The sequence below is a fragment of the Pantoea stewartii genome (assembly GCF_011044475.1).
Taxonomy (GTDB): Bacteria; Pseudomonadota; Gammaproteobacteria; order Enterobacterales; family Enterobacteriaceae; genus Pantoea; species Pantoea stewartii.
In genome coordinates, this window is the sequence record NZ_CP049115.1 from 2385418 (window position 1) to 2406790 (window position 21373).

Annotated in this window: 18 protein-coding genes; 10 read left to right on the top strand and 8 right to left on the bottom strand. The window is 53.7% G+C overall.

Going from position 1 to position 21373, the window contains the following annotated elements; translation table 11 throughout:
- Positions 1-125 precede the first annotated feature (125 nt).
- The 8 genes from tldD to csrD form a co-directional block, all read right to left on the bottom strand.
- On the bottom strand, positions 126-1571 hold the full coding sequence (gene tldD, locus G5574_RS11305; RefSeq protein WP_006120972.1) for a metalloprotease TldD: 1446 nt from the start codon (positions 1569-1571) through the stop codon (positions 126-128).
- A 65-nt stretch (positions 1572-1636) separates the two neighbouring features.
- Positions 1637-5464, bottom strand: a complete 3828-nt coding sequence (gene yhdP / locus G5574_RS11310) for an AsmA2 domain-containing protein YhdP (protein ID WP_164482629.1) — start codon at positions 5462-5464, stop codon at positions 1637-1639.
- A gap of 133 nt (positions 5465-5597) precedes the next feature.
- Complete coding sequence (rng, locus tag G5574_RS11315) at positions 5598-7067, bottom strand: ribonuclease G (protein WP_033740062.1); 1470 nt, start codon at positions 7065-7067, stop codon at positions 5598-5600.
- A gap of 1 nt (position 7068) precedes the next feature.
- Positions 7069-7650, bottom strand: coding sequence for a Maf family protein (locus G5574_RS11320; protein ID WP_006120975.1), 582 nt, complete (start codon positions 7648-7650; stop codon positions 7069-7071).
- Positions 7651-7658: 8 nt separating this feature from the next.
- The gene (gene mreD / locus G5574_RS11325) at positions 7659-8147 is read right to left on the bottom strand and encodes a rod shape-determining protein MreD (RefSeq protein WP_006120976.1); all 489 of its coding nucleotides are present in this window, start codon (positions 8145-8147) and stop codon (positions 7659-7661) included.
- Positions 8144-9166 carry a rod shape-determining protein MreC gene (gene mreC, locus G5574_RS11330; RefSeq protein WP_006120977.1) on the bottom strand — a complete coding sequence of 341 codons (1023 nt, stop codon included), beginning with the start codon at positions 9164-9166 and terminating at the stop codon, positions 8144-8146. The genes mreD and mreC overlap by 4 nt, the downstream gene beginning before the upstream one ends.
- Before the next feature lie 147 nt (positions 9167-9313).
- Complete coding sequence (mreB, locus tag G5574_RS11335) at positions 9314-10357, bottom strand: rod shape-determining protein MreB (RefSeq protein ID WP_003855260.1); 1044 nt, start codon at positions 10355-10357, stop codon at positions 9314-9316.
- Positions 10358-10666: 309 nt separating this feature from the next.
- Positions 10667-12616, bottom strand: coding sequence for an RNase E specificity factor CsrD (gene csrD, locus G5574_RS11340; protein WP_110268752.1), 1950 nt, complete (start codon positions 12614-12616; stop codon positions 10667-10669).
- Positions 12617-12898: 282 nt separating this feature from the next.
- Here csrD and msrP point away from each other — a divergent pair, with 282 nt between their 5' ends.
- The 10 genes from msrP to fis all read left to right on the top strand — a co-directional run bounded on the left by msrP (position 12899) and on the right by fis (position 21367).
- On the top strand, positions 12899-13903 hold the full coding sequence (gene msrP / locus G5574_RS11345; protein ID WP_033740066.1) for a protein-methionine-sulfoxide reductase catalytic subunit MsrP: 1005 nt from the start codon (positions 12899-12901) through the stop codon (positions 13901-13903).
- Positions 13904-14506 (top strand): protein-methionine-sulfoxide reductase heme-binding subunit MsrQ, encoded by a 603-nt coding sequence (gene msrQ / locus G5574_RS11350; protein WP_164482630.1) that lies wholly within the window; start codon positions 13904-13906, stop codon positions 14504-14506.
- A gap of 221 nt (positions 14507-14727) precedes the next feature.
- On the top strand, positions 14728-15180 hold the full coding sequence (gene aroQ / locus G5574_RS11355; protein ID WP_033740114.1) for a type II 3-dehydroquinate dehydratase: 453 nt from the start codon (positions 14728-14730) through the stop codon (positions 15178-15180).
- A gap of 25 nt (positions 15181-15205) precedes the next feature.
- On the top strand, positions 15206-15670 hold the full coding sequence (gene accB, locus G5574_RS11360; protein ID WP_033740068.1) for an acetyl-CoA carboxylase biotin carboxyl carrier protein: 465 nt from the start codon (positions 15206-15208) through the stop codon (positions 15668-15670).
- Between the two features lie 11 nt (positions 15671-15681).
- Entirely contained in the window at positions 15682-17031 is a 1350-nt protein-coding gene (gene accC / locus G5574_RS11365) for an acetyl-CoA carboxylase biotin carboxylase subunit (RefSeq protein ID WP_039341728.1), read from the top strand.
- Between the two features lie 72 nt (positions 17032-17103).
- Positions 17104-17346: a YhdT family protein gene (locus tag G5574_RS11370; protein ID WP_033740072.1), complete on the top strand. Its 243-nt coding sequence runs from the start codon at positions 17104-17106 to the stop codon at positions 17344-17346.
- Positions 17336-18781, top strand: a complete 1446-nt coding sequence (gene panF / locus G5574_RS11375) for a sodium/pantothenate symporter (RefSeq protein ID WP_033740073.1) — start codon at positions 17336-17338, stop codon at positions 18779-18781. Before G5574_RS11370 ends, panF begins: the two co-directional genes overlap by 11 nt.
- A gap of 15 nt (positions 18782-18796) precedes the next feature.
- Positions 18797-19681 carry a 50S ribosomal protein L11 methyltransferase gene (gene prmA / locus G5574_RS11380; protein ID WP_033740074.1) on the top strand — a complete coding sequence of 295 codons (885 nt, stop codon included), beginning with the start codon at positions 18797-18799 and terminating at the stop codon, positions 19679-19681.
- Positions 19682-20081: 400 nt separating this feature from the next.
- Positions 20082-21047 carry a tRNA dihydrouridine synthase DusB gene (gene dusB / locus G5574_RS11385; RefSeq protein WP_033740115.1) on the top strand — a complete coding sequence of 322 codons (966 nt, stop codon included), beginning with the start codon at positions 20082-20084 and terminating at the stop codon, positions 21045-21047.
- 23 nt (positions 21048-21070) lie between these two features.
- Positions 21071-21367 carry a DNA-binding transcriptional regulator Fis gene (gene fis, locus G5574_RS11390; protein ID WP_003855228.1) on the top strand — a complete coding sequence of 99 codons (297 nt, stop codon included), beginning with the start codon at positions 21071-21073 and terminating at the stop codon, positions 21365-21367.
- Positions 21368-21373: the final 6 nt, after the last annotated feature.

A 21373-nucleotide genomic window follows, 5' to 3' on the forward strand; every position in this document is an offset into this window, starting at 1 on the left:
TTTAAACAGGCCTCATTTACGGCAGAGACAGGAAAATCGCGCCAGCGTTTACTGAATGTGGCGCCTTCAGGATGTAATAGTAGCGCACTAAAAAAACCCGCCAGCAGGCGGGTTTGTCAGGCTAATCAGGCGGTGCCGCCGATAGTCAGCTTGTCCAGCTTGAGCGTAGGCTGGCCCACGCCAACCGGCAGACTCTGGCCTTCTTTACCGCACACGCCAACGCCTTTATCGAGCGCCAGATCGTTGCCAACCATAGAGATTTGCTGCATTGCCTCAATACCGGAGCCGATCAATGTCGCCCCTTTTACCGGTTTGGTGACTTTGCCTTTCTCAATCAGATAGGCTTCGGACGTGGAGAACACAAATTTACCCGACGTAATATCGACCTGGCCGCCACCAAAATTAGGCGCATATAACCCGTATTCCACACTTTCAATAATGTCCTGCGGCGTCGATTTACCCGCCAGCATGTAGGTGTTGGTCATACGAGGCATTGGCAGGTGCGCATAAGATTCGCGACGACCGTTTCCGGTAGGATTCACGCCCATCAGCCGGGCATTCAGCTTGTCCTGCATGTAGCCTTTCAATACGCCATTTTCAATCAGTACGTTGTACTGTCCGGGTACGCCTTCATCGTCAATAGCCAGTGAACCGCGTAATCCCTCGATCGTGCCATCATCAACCACCGTACAGAGGTCAGACGCCACCAGTTGGCCCATCTTACCGCTAAAAACGGAGGTTCCACGGCGATTGAAGTCTCCTTCCAGACCATGACCTACGGCTTCATGCAGCAGCACGCCTGGCCAGCCCGCCCCCAGCACCACCGGTAAAGCGCCTGCAGGCGCAGCCACTGCGGAAAGATTGACCAGTGCCATGCGTACCGCTTCGCGTGCCCAGGCATCAGCGCGCACATCGCCATTTTCATCAGCGAGGAAAAACGCGTAACCAGTACGCGCACCGCCACCGCTGGTACCCCGTTCGCGTTTGCCTTGATCTTCCACCTGAACGCTGATGGACAGACGCACCAGCGGACGCACATCGGCGGCCAGGGTACCATCGGTTGCCGCCACCAGGACCTGCTCATATACGCCGGTCAGGCTGGCATTCACTTCCTGAACCCGTGGGTCAGCAGCCCGCGCAACCTGGTCAACACGATGTAACAGGGCGATTTTGTCTTCACGGCTGAGGCTGCCAAGCGGATCGACAGGCGCATAGAGCGCGCGGTTGACGACGGCTGACAGCGTGTGCGCCTTGCCATTCCCCTGCTCGCGTACGATGCTGCGGGCCGCTTCTGATGACAGACGCAGGGCATTCATTGTGATCTGATCGGCATAGGCGAAGCCGGTTTTTTCGCCGCTGACGGCGCGGACACCCACGCCCTGATCGATATGGTAGGAACCATCTTTAATGATTTTATCTTCCAGAACCCAGGATTCATGGAAGCTGGACTGAAAATAAAGATCGGCATAGTCCAGACGACGTTCTGAAAGCTGCCCTAACAGGGAAAAAAGGTCCTGCTGATTAATGTTGTTAGCAGTTAGCAACTGCTCACTTACCAGATTCAGAGTCATCGTTTCTCACTCAATATGTGCTCGGATATTCATAGCCTGAGGCAATTATGTTACGCCGTCAAATATCACTTGTTATAGGTTTCGCGTGGCTTACGCATAACCTCGTCAATTTTGGGCTTATCGAGCGGGCCGCTGATGTGATAGCGCAGCACAGAAATTTTACTCCAGAGCGGCCCCAGAACTTTACTGGCCGCAAATACCGCGGCCCCGACGACCGGGTTAATCGCGAACGCGGTGGCGACACCAACGGAGGCGGAAATTTCCGGGGTAACTATGGCTTCCATATCAATCCGTCGCTTCACAAGATCCATATTGCCCTGCATGGCGATATCCGCCTCCAGCCCATCGACTGACAGGTTATCAGTACGGATGACGCCATCTTCAATCCAGGCGGTACCATTAATTGAATCGAAATAGAAACCCTGTTTAAAAGTATCACTGAAGTCGAAACGCAGTTTACGTAGCAGTGCATCAAAACTGAGCAGGCGCAAAATCTGCCCCGCCGCACCGGTATCCACATCCGTTATCTGGCCTTTACCAAAGTGTGTTTTCAGTGTGCCGCTCAGCGTTTCCGCTGATGGCTGCCAGGGTGCAGCGCGCCAGTGCAGGTCATAGTTAATTTTGAAAGGTGCATCGCGTAATGGCGTATTTACGCCGAACCAGTTGGTTGCGTTATTGATATTGCTGCCCTGCAAGGTGCCTTTCAGCGAGGTACGCTGGTCGTTGGGCCGGTTAACCCATTCGCCCTGAATATTCAGACGCGAACTGCCTGTATCCACCAAGCCATTAGTAAGTGCTAACGTACTTCCTTTAGGTTGCAGCCCGGCGGAAACGCGCCCGTATTTTTGTCCCATCAACCAGCATTCTGCACACTGAAACTGCACCGCAGGCCACTTGCTAAAGTCAATCTGATCGCTTTTTTGCCCCAGTGGCGAAGCCGCGGTATTTTTTCCGTCAGCGCCCTGCCAGTCGGGATTGTAATAAAGATAATCCAGAGCAACCTGCCACGCTGCTGACGGCGAGGTCGTAAGCTGACCACGTAACTCTTTGGCATTAACCTTCACCTGGGTTTTACCGCCCATTTCCTGGGTGACGGTGGTATCCACGTCATGCCACTCTTGCCCTGCCAGACTGACAGCGGGGCTACGTAAGATAATATTGCCTGGCAACGTTGCCCCGCCCACCTTATGCTCACCCGACGGGCTGGCCGCTCCGCCTTCGCCCGCCATCAGGAGTGCCGCCCAGGCTTCGCCATCGAGCGCAGGCAAATTCAGCACCATGCCTGAACGATCCGGCAGCGCCGGTGTGGTTTTGGTGTCGTTAAGCCAGATGCCTCGCTCAACGCGCAGCGTGGGCTCCAGCAGCCAGCGGCTGTTAAACCGGTGCCGCTCGTCAACGCTGCCGCTCAGATCGAAATGCGTTAAGTCGCCGTTTGCATTAACGGTAACCGGCAGGCTCTCGCCAGCCTTTTTGTCGAGTGGTGGAGGTAAGCGACTACTTACTTCCTTACCGTCTCCTTTGAGTTGCACGGCATAATGCGCACCGCCCTTGTGAGGCAAGGTGACGTTTACCTCACCTTGCCACGGAAGATGACCGGCCAGTTGGCTGCTAATCTGTCGGGGTATGTCAGTGATTTTTGCCAGTTGCCAGTCCGCCTGTAATTTGACGTTCACGCCAAAATCGTCAGGATTCTCCTGCGTCGTGAAGCTGACATCAATCGGCTGTCCAAACCAGTTGGCCTGCAGCGTATCGCTTTCGAGATTGCCGTTGTTATAGCGGAACTGCCCCGTCAAATGGGTCATTGTGGTATTCAGGGGTTTGATATGCAGGCTGTTGTTATTCATCTGCACATCCCCGCTGGCGTGAACATCTTTGCCATTCAATGGAATATCCAGCTTGAGATGACCTTTGGTCAGGCCTTTGACCTGGAGCTGTTCCAGTGCCGCTCCCAGCGACGATTTGAGCGGCGTGTGCTGGAAGTACTCACCGATTTGCTGCCCGTCACCGCTGATATCGCCATTAATAATCAGCTTTTCCTTCAGATAATCCGGGATGACAGCGCTGACATTGCGGGCATCGACTTCACCCAGTTTCGCCAGTGGCGCATTCATCCACAGGCCGTCATTCAGGAAGTTAAGATCGATATCAAGATTGCTGAGATCGGGCCAGCCCGGCTGGAACGCATAGGTTGCCTGGCGTAACGGCACCCAAACCTGGAACATCCCGTCGTTGTGCTGGAAGGGAAAAAGCGCTGGATTACCGTTAAACAGCAGCGTGGCATTACTGACCTTGCCGCCTTTAATCGCACCGCTTAAATAGTGTGTCAGCGAGTGGCCCATTATCGGTGTCGGAAAATAGCGCCACGCATCACCAGCGTTCGTGACGTTAATGCCGGCCAGAATATTCAGTTGAGGTTGCGCATCACTGTTTTGCTGATAGCGGAAATCGCCGTGCGCCCAAAGGGAACGGGCCTGAATGTCAAGGTCGTGACCCGCCAGCGTCAGCCCCTGCTTATCCTGCGTCCAGTTAAGGTTGCCGGTGATCTGTTTGATCTCCAGCGGTGCCTGGAACATATCACCATAAGGCACCGTAGCCTGCCCCATCGCAATTGCGGCTTGCCCATCGTTCAGGCTGCCTGTCGCCTCACCATTAAGATGGCTGATGCCGGGAACCAGCTTCCAGTACTGCCAGCTAAAATCACGCCACTTTACCTGAAAGCGGGTCTGCTCGGGTTGTGCTAAGGGAATATCTAACGCAAGCCCATCAATCGTGCCCCGCGGCCGCAATGCACGCCAGTTATCAAACAGCGCAGGTGAGAGAGGCGCAAAAAGCGGCACCAGCGGCGCGATGCGATCTAATGCTAACTGCGTCGCACGAACGCGGACTTCGGCCTCGCTGTTGCTGCCCAGCATCTGCTCGTCCTGCGGTTGCCAGAACAGCGAAAAATGACCAGCAGGCCACGCATTGCCGTCTGTGCTGAGTTTGGTTTGCGGCACCGTTACCACCCAGCCATTTTTATAACGCGAAAGGTGCGCCGTCAGACCATCAACGTTGAGAGTATGGGGGCCGCTCTCGCCCTGCCAGCTTGCGCCGCCTTGACTTAACAGCAGGTCGCCAGCGTAGATATCACCATCACGCAGAGTGACCCAGGCTGCCAGGCTAAACCGGGCGCTGTCCAGACGGGTGTTATCCCGCACCCAGCGGCCCAGCCAGGGGCGCATATCCACGTCATCAGCCTGCATCCAGATGCGACCGTCGTTGAGTAAGCCTTCGTTATCGTTCAGGTCGAGACGGACCTGCACAACACCGTGCTGTCCGGTAAAACTCGACAGGCTGACCTCACCTTCTGCGCGATGTCGGGTATGTTCGTTCAGCCAGGTGAGTTTAGGGATAGCCAGTTCAGCATGCTGACCGGATGGCGTGATAAAGCCAATCGTGCTGTCGCGCAGATCGAAGTGATCGAACTGGCGTAAAAACAGATCGTTGATCTGGGTGAGCCTGAAGCTGTGCTTCTCGTTGTCACTGGTCAGGAGAGGCTGAGTGCTGTTAAAGTGCAACTGCCAGAAAGTCAGATCGCGGAACTGCCAGCGCCAGTGGAGCAATGACTGCCAGACGTCCAGCGCAACGGTAATACGCGCGATCGAGAGCGTCCCCGTTTGTTTCATGTCCACGTTCAGGTCACGGATTTGCAGCGTGGGCCCAAAATTTTCCCACTTGCCCTTCAGCTGGCTGGCGTTAACATTGGCACCGCTGACGTCAGAAACAAACTCTAAGACCTGACTACGATAGTTATCGAGGTGCGGCATCGCCAGACGCAGCGCACTGACCAGCAGCGCCACAATCACAATGACTGTCGCGAGCAGCAGTAACATCACTCTTGGCAACTGCCTCACTCACACCTCTCCTTGTCTACCGTTAACGACGGATGGTTGCTGCTCATACCCGGCGTCTTATGACATAAGCGGTATGGGGCCACATTTTACCCTAAAATGTGCGGCCAGACATCGTGAGCCTGACCGGCCAGCACTACATCATGACCACATCGAACTGTTCCTGAGTATAGAGCGCTTCAACATGCACCTTTACCTGCTTGCCGACAAACAGCTCCACTTCCGCCAGCGCATGGGACTCATCCGTTTTCAACGCTTCGCCCACCGTCGGCGACACGTAGACCAGGAAACGGTCAGAATCATAAGCATGATGAACACGAACAATTTCACGCATAATTTCGTAGCACACCGTTTCGACGGTCTTCAGTGTGCCGCGCCCTTTACACACCGGGCAATCCTCACACAGCACGTGTTCGATACTTTCGCGCGTACGCTTGCGCGTCATTTCCACCAGCCCTAAGGCGGAAAACCCGCTGATGCCCGTCTTCACTCTGTCTTTACTGAGTGCGGTTTCCAGCGAATGCAGCACGCGACGGCGATGATCTTCATTACTCATATCAATGAAGTCGATAATGATAATGCCGCCAAGGTTACGTAGCCTCAGTTGGCGGGCGATCGCCTGTGTCGCTTCCACATTGGTGTTAAAAATAGTTTCATCAAGGTTTCGGTGTCCGACAAAGGCACCGGTGTTGATGTCGATTGTCGTCATCGCTTCAGTTTGGTCGATGATGAGGTATCCGCCAGATTTCAGTTCAACTTTACGTTCCAGTGAGCGCTGAATCTCGTTCTCAACATCAAACAGATCAAAGATGGGCTGTTTTCCATTGTAAAGCTCGAGCTTGCTGGACATCTCCGGGATGTATTCGCTGGTGAATTCCTTGAGGAGATCGCAGGTCAGGCGCGAATCGACACGAATGCGATCCAGCGCTGCGCCCGCAAAATCGCGCAGAATACGCTGCGCCAGCGCCAGCTCACCATAGAGTAGACAACGGGTTTGATTGCGCTTTTTCCGCTCGCTGACTTTGGTCCAGAGCCGTTTCAGAAACGCAGCATCCTGCGCCAGCTCTTCTTCGCCAATGCCTTCCGCGGCGGTGCGGATGATGAAACCGCCCAGGTCGTCACAGTAGTCGGCCACGACGGCTTTAAGCCGTTCACGCTCTTTTTCACTGGCAATGCGTTGTGAAACGCCAACGTGTGAAGCGCCGGGCATAAACACCAGGTAGCGCGAGGGCAACGTGATATCTGTGGTTAGCCGCGCGCCTTTGGTGCCGAGGGGATCTTTCACCACCTGCACCACGAGATCCTGTCCCTGACGCACCAGCTCCGCGATATCACGTACCACGAAATTTTTCTTTTCGTCGCCCGCAACGCATTCTGTATGCGGCATGATGTCGGACGCATGCAGGAAGGCCGCTTTATCAAGCCCGATATCCACAAATGCCGCCTGCATGCCAGGCAAAACCCGGCTGACGCGCCCTTTGTAAATATTACCGACGATGCCCCGCCGGGCTTCGCGCTCAATGTGAATTTCCTGCAGGATACCGCCATCAATGTAGGCGACGCGCGTTTCAGCAGGCGTAACGTTAACCAGTAGTTCTGCCGTCATGTTAACCCCTTACGGCACGCAGTGACTGGAACTGGTCGATCAGTTCCGCGGTCTCAACCAACGGTAATCCGACGACTGCGTGATAACTTCCATTGATTTTACGAACAAAGTTTCCGCCCTTTCCCTGAATACCGTAAGCGCCTGCTTTATCCATAGGTTCACCTGTGGCGATGTACTCATTGATGTCGTGTGCGGTTAAGTTACGAAACGTCACCTCGGTGACCACCAGACAGTCCAGCACCTGCTGACGATCGGCCAGCGCGATAGCCGTCATGACCTGATGCGTTTTTCCCGAGAGTTTACTGAGCATCGCGCTGGCATGGTCGGCATCGTGGGGCTTTTCCAGCACCTCGCCATTGAGCACCACGATGGTGTCGGCACCCAGCACCGGTAAGTCTTGCCGGGCAACCGTGACGCCCGCTTTAGCTTTGTCATGCGCCAGGCGTCGAACATAGCCCTCCGCCGTTTCACCGGGCTGACGTTGCTCTTCAACATCAGTGACAAGACGCTCGAAGGTGATGCCAAGCTGGCTCAGCAGTTCACGTCGGCGGGGAGACGCGGAGGCCAGATACAGGGTTACCATAAATTTCCTTATTGAACAGCGAACTGACGGCGGATCTTTCTCATCAATAAGAATAGCCACGGCCAGAGAATCCCGTCGACAACACTGCTCCAGAAAATTTCAGGGCGGAATGAGACGTTGATCACCAGAAACTCTGCCCAGAAGACGATCACATCCATTGCTAATGACAGCACCATAACCATTAACGCCTGCTGCCACAATGCTAAGTTACGGAATAACTGGAATTTAAACGCAACCAGATAGGCGATAATGCTGAGCGCCAGTGCGCGAACGCCCAACGTCGAACCGGCGATTAAATCCATAATCGCCCCCAGCAGAAAACCGCTGCCCACATTCACGCGATGCGGCAGCGCCAGCACCCAATACACCAGAATCAATAATAGCCACGATGGCCGGAACATATAGATCTGTTCCGGCCATGGCATGATTTGCAGAATAAACGCCATCAGAAAGGACAGCCAGATCACCCATCGTCCCTGGCTGCGATATCGACTCAATTCTGGCCTCCGCGTGAGCGGGAAGCGGCATCCTGCGAACGACTTTCGCTGCTGCCCGAAGCGGGTGTGGTAGTCTGTGTGGTGGGCGCAGGCGGCCCCATTTCGCCGGCAGGCGGCAGCACCTGCGGCATCATTTGCATCAGGCGCTCGTTCGCGACCCGATGCACTTCATCAGGCGCCATAGGCATATCACCATTATGATCGGCTCCCCAAAGCAGCAGCAAATAGCGCAGACGTTGCAGACCCGCAGTAGGATGTGCCTGAATCACGGTATAAGCGCGTTGCGTATCCACTTTTACCGAGGACACGACACCGACAGGATAGCCTTCAGGGAAGCGGCCACCTAAGCCTGAGGTGACTAACACATCGCCCACGCGAATATCGGTATTGCCTGGCAGATGTTCCAGTTGTAAATCTTCCGTACAGCCATTGCCCGCCGCAATGACACGAATATCATTACGCAGTACCTGAATGGGTAGCGCATGTGATGCATCACAAATGAGCAGAACGCGGCTGGTAAACTGACCGACAGCGATGACCTGGCCCACAACCCCTTTATCACTGATGACCGGCTGACCTTCATATACGCCATTGGCGCTGCCTTTATCAATCACGACCTGATCGGTATAGGGATCGGTACCGGTGGAGATCACCTGGGTCACCATCTTATGCTCGTCCTGACGCAGAGGTGAACCCAGCAATTCGCGCAGGCGTGCATTCTCCTGCTTGTATTGCCCCAGCATGAGCAGGTCGCTGTTTTTCAGAAACAGCTCCCGACGTAACGCTTTATTTTCCAGCTCAAGCTGCTGGCGTGAAGCCAGCGTATCTGACACGCCATCCAGAAGTTGACGCGGGCCGTTGGCCAGGAAGTAAAACGGACTGACCGATGTGTCCAGATAGTTGCGTATTTGCGTAAATGAACTCACGCGACTATCTGCGATGATGATGGCAATCGCCACAATCACCGCCAGAAAGAGACGCAATTGCAGAGAAGGGCCTCTGCTAAAAATCGGCTTCATATAATCTGCGTGTTCCTCGACTACAAGGTAAGAAAGTACGGACGTACCGCACTTTCCTGGGCTGGACACATCATACCGATGCACGCAGCGCCGGTTTACACGCTACTCCCTGCGCACTGTTACGACGGTCTCAGCCGGTTGAGGCCATTATTCTTCGCTGAATAAATCGCCGCCATGCATGTCGATCATTTCCAGGGCTTTACCGCCGCCGCGCGCAACGCAGGTCAGCGGATCTTCCGCGACGACAACAGGAATGCCTGTTTCTTCCATCAGCAGACGATCCAGATTTCTCAGCAGCGCACCACCGCCCGTCAGAACCATGCCACGCTCGGAAATGTCAGAGGCGAGTTCTGGCGGACACTGTTCCAGCGCGACCATTACTGCACTCACAATTCCGGTAAGCGGCTCTTGCAGGGCTTCAAGGATTTCATTTGAGTTAAGGGTAAAGCCGCGTGGCACACCTTCTGCCAGGTTACGACCACGCACTTCGATCTCACGCACTTCGTCACCCGGGTAAGCAGAGCCGATCTCATGCTTGATACGTTCCGCTGTGGCTTCACCAATCAGTGAACCGTAATTACGGCGCACATAATTAATGATGGCTTCATCGAAGCGGTCACCACCGATACGCACGGAAGAAGAGTAAACTACGCCGTTCAAAGAAATGACGGCAACTTCAGTGGTACCGCCACCAATATCGACTACCATTGACCCGGTCGCTTCAGAAACCGGTAAGCCAGCGCCAATGGCGGCCGCCATAGGTTCTTCAATCAGGAACACTTCACGTGCACCCGCCCCCTGGGCAGATTCGCGGATTGCGCGGCGCTCAACCTGCGTGGCACCGACAGGCACACATACCAGCACGCGCGGACTTGGGCGCATAAAGCTGTTGCTGTGAACCTGCTTAATGAAGTGCTGCAGCATTTTCTCGGTCACGAAGAAGTCGGCGATAACGCCATCTTTCATAGGACGAATAGCTGCAATATTGCCCGGTGTACGGCCTAGCATCTGTTTGGCGTCATGACCAACGGCCGCTACACTTTTAGGTGAGCCGGCACGATCCTGGCGAATAGCCACTACGGAAGGCTCGTTCAGCACGATGCCTTGTCCTTTTACATAAATCAGGGTGTTCGCGGTACCCAGGTCAATGGACAAGTCATTGGAAAACATGCCACGAAATTTTTTAAACATACTAAGGGATAATCCTGCAAGCTGGAGGCGGAAAATAAAATCCGCTTACTTTACCAACCACACGAAGCTGCCACAAGGCGCAAAAACGTTCTGCTTCGGTGAAAAATTAGGCGACATTCGCATTAAATCATTTACAGCTGTTTCGCACACGAGCGGAACAGCGATATCACGCTATCAGAGCTGCTTGTTAAAGAATTTTCTTAACTTTACTCCGACATAAAATCTAACATTTCAGGCGCTCTATTCTGCCTGTTTGTTGTCCTGTATTCACTAAAAGCTGGCGTAAAACCGGCGAATTCAGGCAAACGATTAAATCTGGTAACGTTGCGAGTACTTTTTCACATTACTGTTGACCGGCTGAGAAGGTGAAAACAGGTCGCCCTGCCCGCCTTCAACCCCTAATTCGACCAGAGTTTGCCACTCCGCTTTTGTGCGAACGCCTGCCGCATAAAGCCGGGTACCGGTCGGCTTGCAGACGTCCAGCAGGCTCCGCACAAACAGCTGATTTTCAGTACGGCGCTCAATGTTGCGCACCAGGCCGGCATCCAGCTTGATTAACGCGACCGGCAGTTGCCTGATATAGGCGCTACTGACTACCGTCAGTCCTGCCTGACTGATAGCAATCCGGCAGCCAAATGCCTGGAGCGAATGCAACACCGGAATCAAACGGCTGATGTGTTGACAAACATCCCCTTCCGCAAGTTCAAATAAAAATCGTTTTCGCTGACTTTTTGGGCAGGCCAGCAACATTCGCTGCAACCAGACGACAAAGGGACGCTTTAACAGAGAGTCGATACTGACCGGGATAACCAGTGTTTCTTCAGGCCACAGCTCTGACAAAGCGGCAATGCGCAACACCATCTGCCTGTCCCAGCTCTCTACCATGCCAAGCTGCTGCACCAGTGGCATGTATTCAGCCGACAGCACTTCTTTATCACCATCAAAGATGCGGCTGAGTATGACACGATGACGAACCTTGCCCTCACGGTCCACGGCAGGTTTCTGATAGAGCCGCGGCCCACCGCGACTGAGTGTATTTTCCAGCAAAGTGCGCCAGCGAACACTGCCGCGCCCGGCATCCTGCGGATTGCCCGCGCCGTTTGACCAGTTATTGCCACCGGACAGCGTTGCCCGTCGCGTCGCCATCTCCACATTTTCCATTACCTGCGGCACCGTCTGGCCACTGTGCCAGGCGCTGATACCAATGTGAATAAAGTCGTCACGGTTCACCATGCGCATAGGAGGTAACGCATCAACGGCATTAATTAACTGGTCAGCGATGCTGTTGGCCTCTTTCAGGCTGCGGTGCGGCAGCAATACCGCAAAATCGCTGCGAAAATAACGCGCAAGAAGCGCGCCGGGATAACGCATGACAAAAGTGGACAGCATATTGACGACGTTAAACAGGTACTCTTCAACCAGCACCGGTCCAAGCGAGTGATCGTGCGTGTCGAGCTCAGGAAAGCGGATCATCATGACCACGCCGTGTGTCCCGACATCTTCCTGGTCCTCCAGCAAGGTGGCCAACTGATTATCGAAGAAAAGCCGGTTATTCAGCCCGGTTCGGCCATCCTGCGCAGCAAAGGTACGAATTAACGTATCAATGCGAACGCGCTGCTCGCCGGCTTCCTGTAAATCTGACAGAAGCTGATCGATCGCCCGACTGGCTTTGGGCGGCCACTCATCACGCTGCTTTTGGCGGAAGAAGGTACGCTCGCCAGCAAGAATCGATGCCGAACGACTTTCCAGGTGTTCCATCCCGCGCCATTGACGCACCAGCCAGCGATGGATGATGGACAGCATCACCGCCATAATCAGTACAACCAGCACGAGGGCGACAAGGGTATAAGTCGCAGGTATCGAGCGTAGCCAGGTTTGTGCAGGATCGAGAATCGTCAACTGGAGCCGCATTCCCGGTTGGTGCATTAGCGCAATGTCAAAATGGATATAGCGGTTTTTTTCGTGCTCGAGCATCTGATTTTCATGGCGGGACAGCGTAAAAACAGGTTGGCGACCGTTATAGAGAGAAAGTTGCTCCGCGTTAATAACAGGCAACATCGGGGCCAGCCAGGCCTTGAGCGCATCGGGAGGCTGGCTCAGCAAGACGTTATCAACTTCGGTCGCCAGCACCTGTACGCGACTTTCGACGCGCTGATGCGTGAGCCAGAAAACACTAAAAGCACAACCCACCAGCATTAAAACCATTGCCAGTACGCTAATCAGTGTAATAAATGCAGAAAGTTTGGTCGTTAATCGCATCCCTGTGCCTGTTTCACTTCGGTTGTCGCCGGATCACGCTGGCGCTGCACGGCAGCCGGAAGAAATTTGAGCAAAATAACACAAATGTCGTCTGGCAACAGTGGCGTTGTGCGTGAAGGCGAAGTATACCGCTGAGAAGATCTCACAGCGCCTGATTCTACATTTTTCAGTGGATTCCCATTTGAGAGCGAAGCCAGGAAATTTCACATTTTTGCAGCGAAATTCGCCAGCATAAGTAATAGTCATCATGCTGGTTGAGACTATCGCGCCTGGAGAAAAACGATGAAGCCGACTAAAAGCCTGACCGAAGCAGATGTAACGCCAGAAAGCATCTTTAATATGAACCGTCGTCGGGTGCTTCAGACGCTGGGGCTGGGTGCCGCGGCCATGGGCCTTCCCGGCATGGCGAATGCTGATATCCTGAGCTGGTTCAAAGGCAACGACCGCCCTGCTGCCCCCGCAGGCCGTCCGCTTGACTTTACCAAACCCGCCCAGTACCAGGCTAACCTGCCCTTAACGCCCGCCGATAAAGTTTCCGGATACAACAATTTCTACGAATTTGGTCTGGATAAAGCCGATCCTGCGGCGAACGCCGGTACCCTAAAAACCAATCCCTGGAAACTGACGATTGAGGGCGAAGTGGCTAAGCCCGTGACGCTGGACATGGATGATATTTTTAAGCGCTTCGCGATGGAGCAACGAATCTATCGCATGCGCTGTGTTGAAGCCTGGTCGATGGTCGTTCCCTGGATCGGATTTGAACTAAATAAACTGCTGAAGCTGGCAGAACCCACCAGCAAAGCCCGCTTCGTCGCCTTCCAGACGCTGTACGCGCCCGATCAGATGCCAGGGCAAAAAGACCGGTTTATTGGCGGCGGGCTCAATTACCCTTATGTAGAAGGTTTGCGCCTGGATGAAGCGATGCATCCGCTTACGATTCTGACAACGGGCGTATACGGTAAAGCGCTGCCGCCGCAGAATGGTGCGCCGATTCGCCTGACGGTTCCGTGGAAATATGGCTTTAAGGGCATCAAGTCCATTGTGAAAATTACGCTCACTCACGATCAACCGCCAACGACATGGAATCAGATTGCCGACAATGAGTATGGTTTCTATGCCAACGTGAATCCCCATGTGAACCATCCACGCTGGTCACAGGCGACCGAACGTTTTATTGGTCCGGGCAGTAGCTTTAATGTGGATCGTCAGCCCACGTTACTCTTCAACGGTTATGCCGATCAGGTTGCCTCGCTCTATCGCGGCATGGATTTGCGGGAGAATTATTGAGTGCGCCTGACAATAAAGCAGATCGGCTGGCTTAAAGTCCTGTTGCATCTGGCTGCGTTCCTGCCGTTGGTTTATTTGATCATGGCCGCGATGCACGGTGGACTGAGCGCCGACCCGGCAAAGGATATCCAGCATTTTACCGGCCGAACGGCATTGAAACTGCTGCTGGCTACGTTGCTGGTGTCGCCCTTAACGCGCCTGATAAAACAACCCCTGCTCATTCGGACCCGACGCCTGCTGGGGATCTGGACATTTTTCTGGGCCAGTTTGCATTTGACCAGCTACTACCTGTTGGAGCTGGGAATAAATAACATCGGCCTGCTGGGCAGTGAGCTGATTTCCCGGCCCTATCTGACGCTGGGGATCCTCTCCTGGTTTATCTTGTTGGCGCTGGCCGTCACGTCTTTCCAGCGCATGCAGCGTAAACTCGGCAAACGGTGGCAAACATTGCATAACCTGATCTATCTGGTCGCGATCCTGGCACCTGTCCATTATCTCTGGTCAGTCAAAATCCTTTCGCCGCAACCCATTATTTATGCGCTTTTAGCTCTGGTCCTGTTAGCCTGGCGCTACAAAAAGTTCATTAAGTGGTGGCCGCGTTAACCGCTCTTTTCCCCGCTATCGTCTGCAAAAATGCGGTCTCCGGACCGCATCCGATCAACTTCGCAGATAAGACCAGTATTTTGCTGCGAAATGCCACGAAACGGATATAATGGCCGGCTTTATTGCGATTAGACGCTTCTTTTTCACCGTGACGGGTGACAAATGGAAAGCGGCAAGGTATTTTACGCGATGCCTCAATGATTGCGGGAGATGGCAGCAAGATGGCCGATAAATTACATATTCTGCTTTTGAACGGTCCCAACCTTAATCTGTTGGGAACGCGCGAGCCTGAAAAATACGGGGACGTCACGCTGGATCAGATCGTTTCTCGTCTGGTGCAGCAGGCAGACCAGTTGAATGTAGCGTTAAGCCATTTGCAGTCCAATGCTGAATATCAGCTCATTGATCGCATTCATGAGGCAAAAGGCAACGTGGATTATATCATCATCAATCCTGCCGCGTTTACGCACACCAGCGTCGCACTTCGTGATGCGCTGTTAGCAGTGGACATTCCCTTTATCGAAGTTCATCTGTCAAATGTGCACAGCCGCGAGCCCTTCCGCCAACATTCCTATTTTTCTGATGTCTCTGCGGGCGTTATTTGTGGGCTTGGCGCCGATGGCTACTCGTGGGCATTACAAACGGCAGTAAAGCGCCTGTCTCATACTAATTAATCAAACTGAGTACGGAACCCCATTCATGGATATTCGTAAAATTAAAAAACTGATCGAACTGGTTGAAGAATCTGGCATTTCTGAGCTGGAGATTTCCGAAGGTGAAGAGTCTGTTCGTATCAGTCGTGCACCTGCAAACACTGGTTATCCGATGATGCAGCAGGCTTATGCTGCGCCTGTTGCTCAGCAACCGGCACTGGCGAGCGCCGTGGCACCTGTTGCCGCTGTCGCAGAAGCTGCACCAGCAGAAATCAGTGGTCACATCGTACGTTCACCGATGGTCGGTACCTTCTACCGCACACCAAGCCCGGATGCGAAAGCCTTTGTGGAAGTGGGCCAGAAAGTCAATGCCGGTGACACGCTGTGCATCGTTGAAGCCATGAAAATGATGAACCAGATCGAAGCCGACAAATCTGGCGTTGTTAAAGCCATTCTGGTCGAAAGTGGTCAACCGGTAGAATTTGACGAGCCACTTGTTGTCATCGAATAACGGGGCGAACCATGCTGGATAAAATTGTTATTGCTAACCGCGGTGAGATTGCACTGCGCATTCTGCGTGCCTGTAAAGAACTGGGCATTAAGACTGTCGCTGTTCACTCAAGCGCGGACCGTGACCTGAAACACGTGCTGCTGGCAGACGAAACGGTTTGCATCGGCCCGGCACAGTCGGTCAAAAGTTATCTCAACATCCCGGCGTTGATCTCTGCTGCAGAAATCACCGGCGCGGTGGCGATTCACCCTGGCTACGGCTTCCTGTCTGAGAACGCGGATTTTGCTGAGCAGGTTGAGCGCTCTGGCTTTATCTTTGTGGGCCCAAAAGCTGACACCATCCGCCTGATGGGCGATAAAGTGTCGGCCATCACGGCGATGAAGAAAGCTGGCGTGCCGACCGTACCTGGCTCCGATGGCTCACTGACCGATGACATGGAAAAAAACCGTGCCTTCGCCAAGCGCATCGGCTATCCGGTCATCATTAAAGCCTCCGGCGGCGGCGGCGGTCGTGGTATGCGCGTTGTGCGCAGCGACAAAGATCTGGAACAATCCATCAACATGACGAAAGCGGAAGCCAAAGCGGCTTTCAACAACGACATGGTGTACATGGAGAAGTATCTGGAAAATCCACGTCACATCGAAATCCAGGTACTGGCTGATGGCCAGGGCAACGCCATCTATCTGGGCGAGCGTGACTGTTCTATGCAGCGCCGCCACCAGAAAGTCGTGGAAGAAGCGCCAGCACCGGGCATTACGCCAGAGCTGCGTTCATTCATCGGTGAGCGTTGTACTAAAGCCTGTATCGATATCGGCTATCGCGGCGCAGGGACGTTTGAGTTCCTGTACGAGAATGGCGAGTTCTATTTCATTGAAATGAACACCCGTATTCAGGTTGAACATCCGGTCACCGAAATGATCACCGGCGTCGACCTGATTAAAGAGCAGCTGCGTATTGCTGCTGGCCAGCCGCTGTCAATCAAGCAAGAAGATGTGATTATTCGCGGTCATGCGGTTGAATGCCGTATCAACGCCGAGGATCCGGTCACCTTCCTGCCAAGCCCTGGTAAGATTACCCGTTTCCATGCACCGGGTGGTTTTGGTGTGCGTTGGGAATCCCATATTTATGCGGGTTACAGCGTGCCGCCGTATTATGATTCCATGATCGGAAAGCTCATCACCTACGGTGAAACCCGTGATATCGCCATTGCCCGTATGAAAAACGCGCTGGCGGAGCTGATTATCGACGGCATCAAAACCAACATCGAACTGCAGATGAAAATCATGTCCGATGAAAACTTCCAGCACGGTGGCACCAATATCCACTATCTGGAGAAAAAACTCGGCCTGCACGAGAAGTAATCGCAATGCTGAGTTAGTCTGAGGCCGGATATTCCGGCCTTTTTCTTTTCCCGCTGGCGTTAAGGTCACATCATGGACGCGCGTTTTTTACAGGCTCACAAAGAGGCTCGCTGGTCGCTCTGTCTCACGCTGGCCTGGCTGGCTGTCTGGGGCATTTCCGCCTGGTCGGGCGGCGATGCGGTTGGCATAACCGGTTTGCCACGCTGGTTTGAGCTCTCCTGCATTTTTGCGCCTCTGCTGTTCATTTTTCTGTGCTGGCTAATGGTCCGTACACGCTTCCGTGAGATGTCTCTTGAGGAGGAAGATGAACACTGAAATCATCCTGCCACTGTTGGCTTATCTGGTCGTTATTGCCGGTCTGTCCGTCTTTGCGATGCGTAAACAGCGCAAAGGAAATTTCCTGACCGAGTATTTTCTGGGTAGCCGTTCGATGGGCGGATTTGTGCTGGCTATGACCATCACCACCACCTATATCAGCGCCAGCTCCTTTATCGGTGGCCCAGGCGCAGCGTATAAATATGGTCTGGGCTGGGTGCTGCTGGCCATGGTTCAGGTTCCTGCTGTCTGGCTTTCACTGGGTGTACTGGGGAAGAAATTTGCCATTCTGGCGCGTAAGCATAATGCGGTCACGCTTAACGATATGCTCTATGCGCGCTATGGCAGCACACTATTGGTGGTCCTGGCCAGCCTGAGTTTACTCGTTGCCTTTGTGGGCGCGATGGCCGTGCAGTTTATCGGTGGCGCACGCCTGCTGGAAACCGCAGCCGGTATCCCCTACGACACGGGATTACTGATCTTCGGTGGGACTATCGCGCTTTATACGGCATTTGGCGGCTTCCGGGCCAGCGTGCTTAACGATGCCATGCAGGGCATTGTGATGCTGATTGGCACCTTTTTGCTGCTGTTTGCAATTATTCACCATGCCGGAGGGATCCACACTGCTGTAGAAAAACTGCATGCGATTGATCCCAAACTGCTGTCTCCTGAGGGGCCGGGCGATATCATTACGCCGACGTTCCTGAGCTCATTTATCGTTCTGGTCTGTTTTGGCGTTATCGGTCTGCCCCATACCGCTGTCCGCTGTATTTCCTACAAGGACAGTAAAGCCGTTCACCGGGCGATTGTTCTCGGCACTATCGTGGTGGTGGTACTGATGCTGGGAATGCATCTGGCAGGCGCGCTGGGCCGTGCCATATTGCCCGATCTGACCGTGCCGGATCGGGTTATCCCGACGCTGATGATTACCGTCCTGCCGCCGCTGGCCGCAGGGCTGTTTTTAGCGGCGCCGATGGCGGCGATCATGTCGACCATCAATGCGCAGCTGTTGCAGGCTTCCGCTACGCTGGTTAAAGATCTGTATTTACGCCTCGCACCTCAGCAACTGGACAATGAGCCACGACTGCGGATGTTATCGGGCACGGTGACATTTGCCCTGGGTGTCGTTTTGCTGTTCGTGGCCTGGCATCCGCCCGACATGATTATCTGGCTTAACCTGCTGGCGTTTGGTGGGCTGGAGGCAGTATTCCTGTGGCCGCTGGTTCTGGGGTTATATTGGGAACGCGCCAATGCCGCAGGCGCGCTCAGCGGGATGGTGGTGGGCGGAGGCTGTTATGCCATTCTGGCAACCCTGGGCCTGCAACTGTGGGGATTTCATCCCATCGTGCCTTCCTTATTGTTAAGTCTGCTGGCGTTCCTGGTCGGCAATCTGTTTGGGCGTTTACCCGCCGTGGTTAACGCACCACAACACTGAATTAAGAGAGATGTTATGCCGTGGATTCAAATCAAAATTAACAGTTCTGGCGCCAACGCAGAGGCGCTGAGCGATGCACTGATGGAAACCGGTGCCGTGTCAGTGACCTTTCAGGATACCCATGACACGCCCGTCTACGAACCTCTGCCCGGGGAAACCCGTTTATGGGGCGATACCGATGTTATCGGGTTGTTCGATGCCGAAAGCGACATGGAAGGCGTCATTGCCGAACTTTCACAGCATCCACTGCTGGGAGAGAATTTTCGCCACAAGATCGAGCAGATCGAAGACAAAGACTGGGAACGCGAGTGGATGGAGAACTTCCATCCTATGCGCTTTGGCGAACGCTTGTGGATCTGCCCGAGCTGGCGCGATGTGCCCGATCCGAATGCCGTCAATGTCATGCTGGATCCCGGGCTGGCTTTCGGAACCGGCACACATCCCACCACATCGCTCTGTCTGACGTGGCTCGACGGTCTGGATCTGAACGGTAAAACGGTGATCGATTTTGGCTGCGGCTCTGGGATCCTGGCGATCGCCGCCTTAAAGCTGGGTGCAGCGCAGGCCATTGGGATTGATATCGATCCTCAGGCGATTCAGGCCAGCCGCGACAATGCCGAGCGCAATGGGGTGGCGGACCGTCTGTCTCTTTATCTGCCGCATCAGCAACCGGAAAACCTGCAGGCTGATGTGGTGGTGGCAAACATTCTTGCCGGACCGCTGCGTGAGTTAGCGCCGCTTATCCGGGTGCTGCCTAAACCAGGCGGGCATCTGGGATTATCAGGCGTGCTGGAAAGCCAGGCCGAGAGTGTCTGTGAAGCTTATGCCATGCACTTTGCGCTGGACCCTGTCGCCGTTAAGGAAGAATGGTGCCGGATTACGGGTGTAAAAAACGCTTAGCGTCGTAAACGATGCGAGCGTCAGACTCAGCCCTGCGAACGTCGCAGGGCTGTATACCTTCTCCTCATACAGATGAAAGCGAACCTGTCTGGTCGTCGCTGCCTTTCACGCTCAATCGCTATGCTTTTGTCAACCGTCTGTACGGCGTGTTGTGTCGTTAATCACGGTATGTGACGTTTTTTATCTGGCGAATGCCGAATCTTCGTCGGAAAAACCTTTGTTCACAAAATAAACATAACTGGATAACTCCATGATTTTTAATGTCATTTATCCATAACACCCTTGTCAGAGCAGACTAAAAGCAGTTTTCTTGCGAATTGTTCAAAGTTTGGCCTTTCATCTTAAGAAAAAAATGCGTAATATACGCCGCCTTGCAGACACAGTATGGCATTACGACTTCATGCGCATTGGAAACCTCCAGCTGAGAAATCGACTGATTGCGGCACCGATGGCCGGTATTACAGACAGGCCTTTCAGAACGCTTTGTCATGAGATGGGTGCAGGAATGGCGGTTTCTGAGATGTTGTCATCCAATCCCGAAGTGTGGGCCAGTGACAAATCTCGTTTACGCATGGTGCACAGTGATGAACCCGGCATTCGTGCCGTCCAGATTGCAGGCTGTGATCCCAGTGAGATGGCTCAGGCTGCACGTATTAATGTCGATGCTGGTGCACAGGTGATTGATATTAATATGGGTTGCCCAGCCAAAAAGGTGAACCGCAAAATGGCGGGGTCGGCCTTACTGCAATATCCTGCCGTGGTCGAGTCTATTCTCTCTGCCGTGGTAAATGCGGTTGATGTACCGGTCACATTGAAAATCCGTACCGGTTGGGATCCAGAAAACAGAAACTGTGTCGCGATTGCCCAATTGGCTGAGCGTTGTGGCATTCAGGCTTTGACGATACATGGCCGCACTCGTGCCTGCCTGTTCAACGGAGACGCTGAATACGACAGCATTCGGACAGTTAAGCAGAGTGTCTCTATTCCGATTATCGCGAACGGAGACATAACTGACCCGCATAAAGCCAGAGCAGTGCTCGACTACACCGGAGCCGACGCTTTGATGATAGGACGTGCTGCTCAGGGAAGACCGTGGATCTTCCGGGAAATCCAGCATTATCTGGACACTGGGGAGCTGCTTGCCCCGCTGCCACTGGCAGAGGTCAAGCGTTTGCTTGTTTCGCATATACGTGAGCTGCACGACTTTTACGGTCCAGGCAAGGGATACCGTATAGCGCGGAAGCACGTGTCCTGGTATCTCCAGGAACATGCCCCAAATGACCAGTTTCGGCGCACATTCAACGCCATTGAGGATGCCAGCGAACAGCTGGAGGCGTTGGAGGCATACTTCGAAAATCTTGCGTAACGAAATAAAGAGCTGAAAGAACTATGTTCGAACAACGCGTAAATTCTGACGTACTGACCGTTTCTACCGTTAACTCACAGGATCAGGTAACTCAAAAACCTTTGCGTGATTCGGTTAAACAGGCACTGAAGAACTATTTTGCTCAACTGAATGGTCAGGATGTGAGTGACCTGTATGAGCTGGTTTTGGCTGAAGTCGAGCAGCCTCTGTTGGACATGGTGATGCAGTATACCCGTGGCAACCAGACCCGTGCTGCCCTGATGATGGGTATCAACCGCGGTACGCTGCGTAAGAAACTGAAAAAATACGGCATGAACTAAAAACAT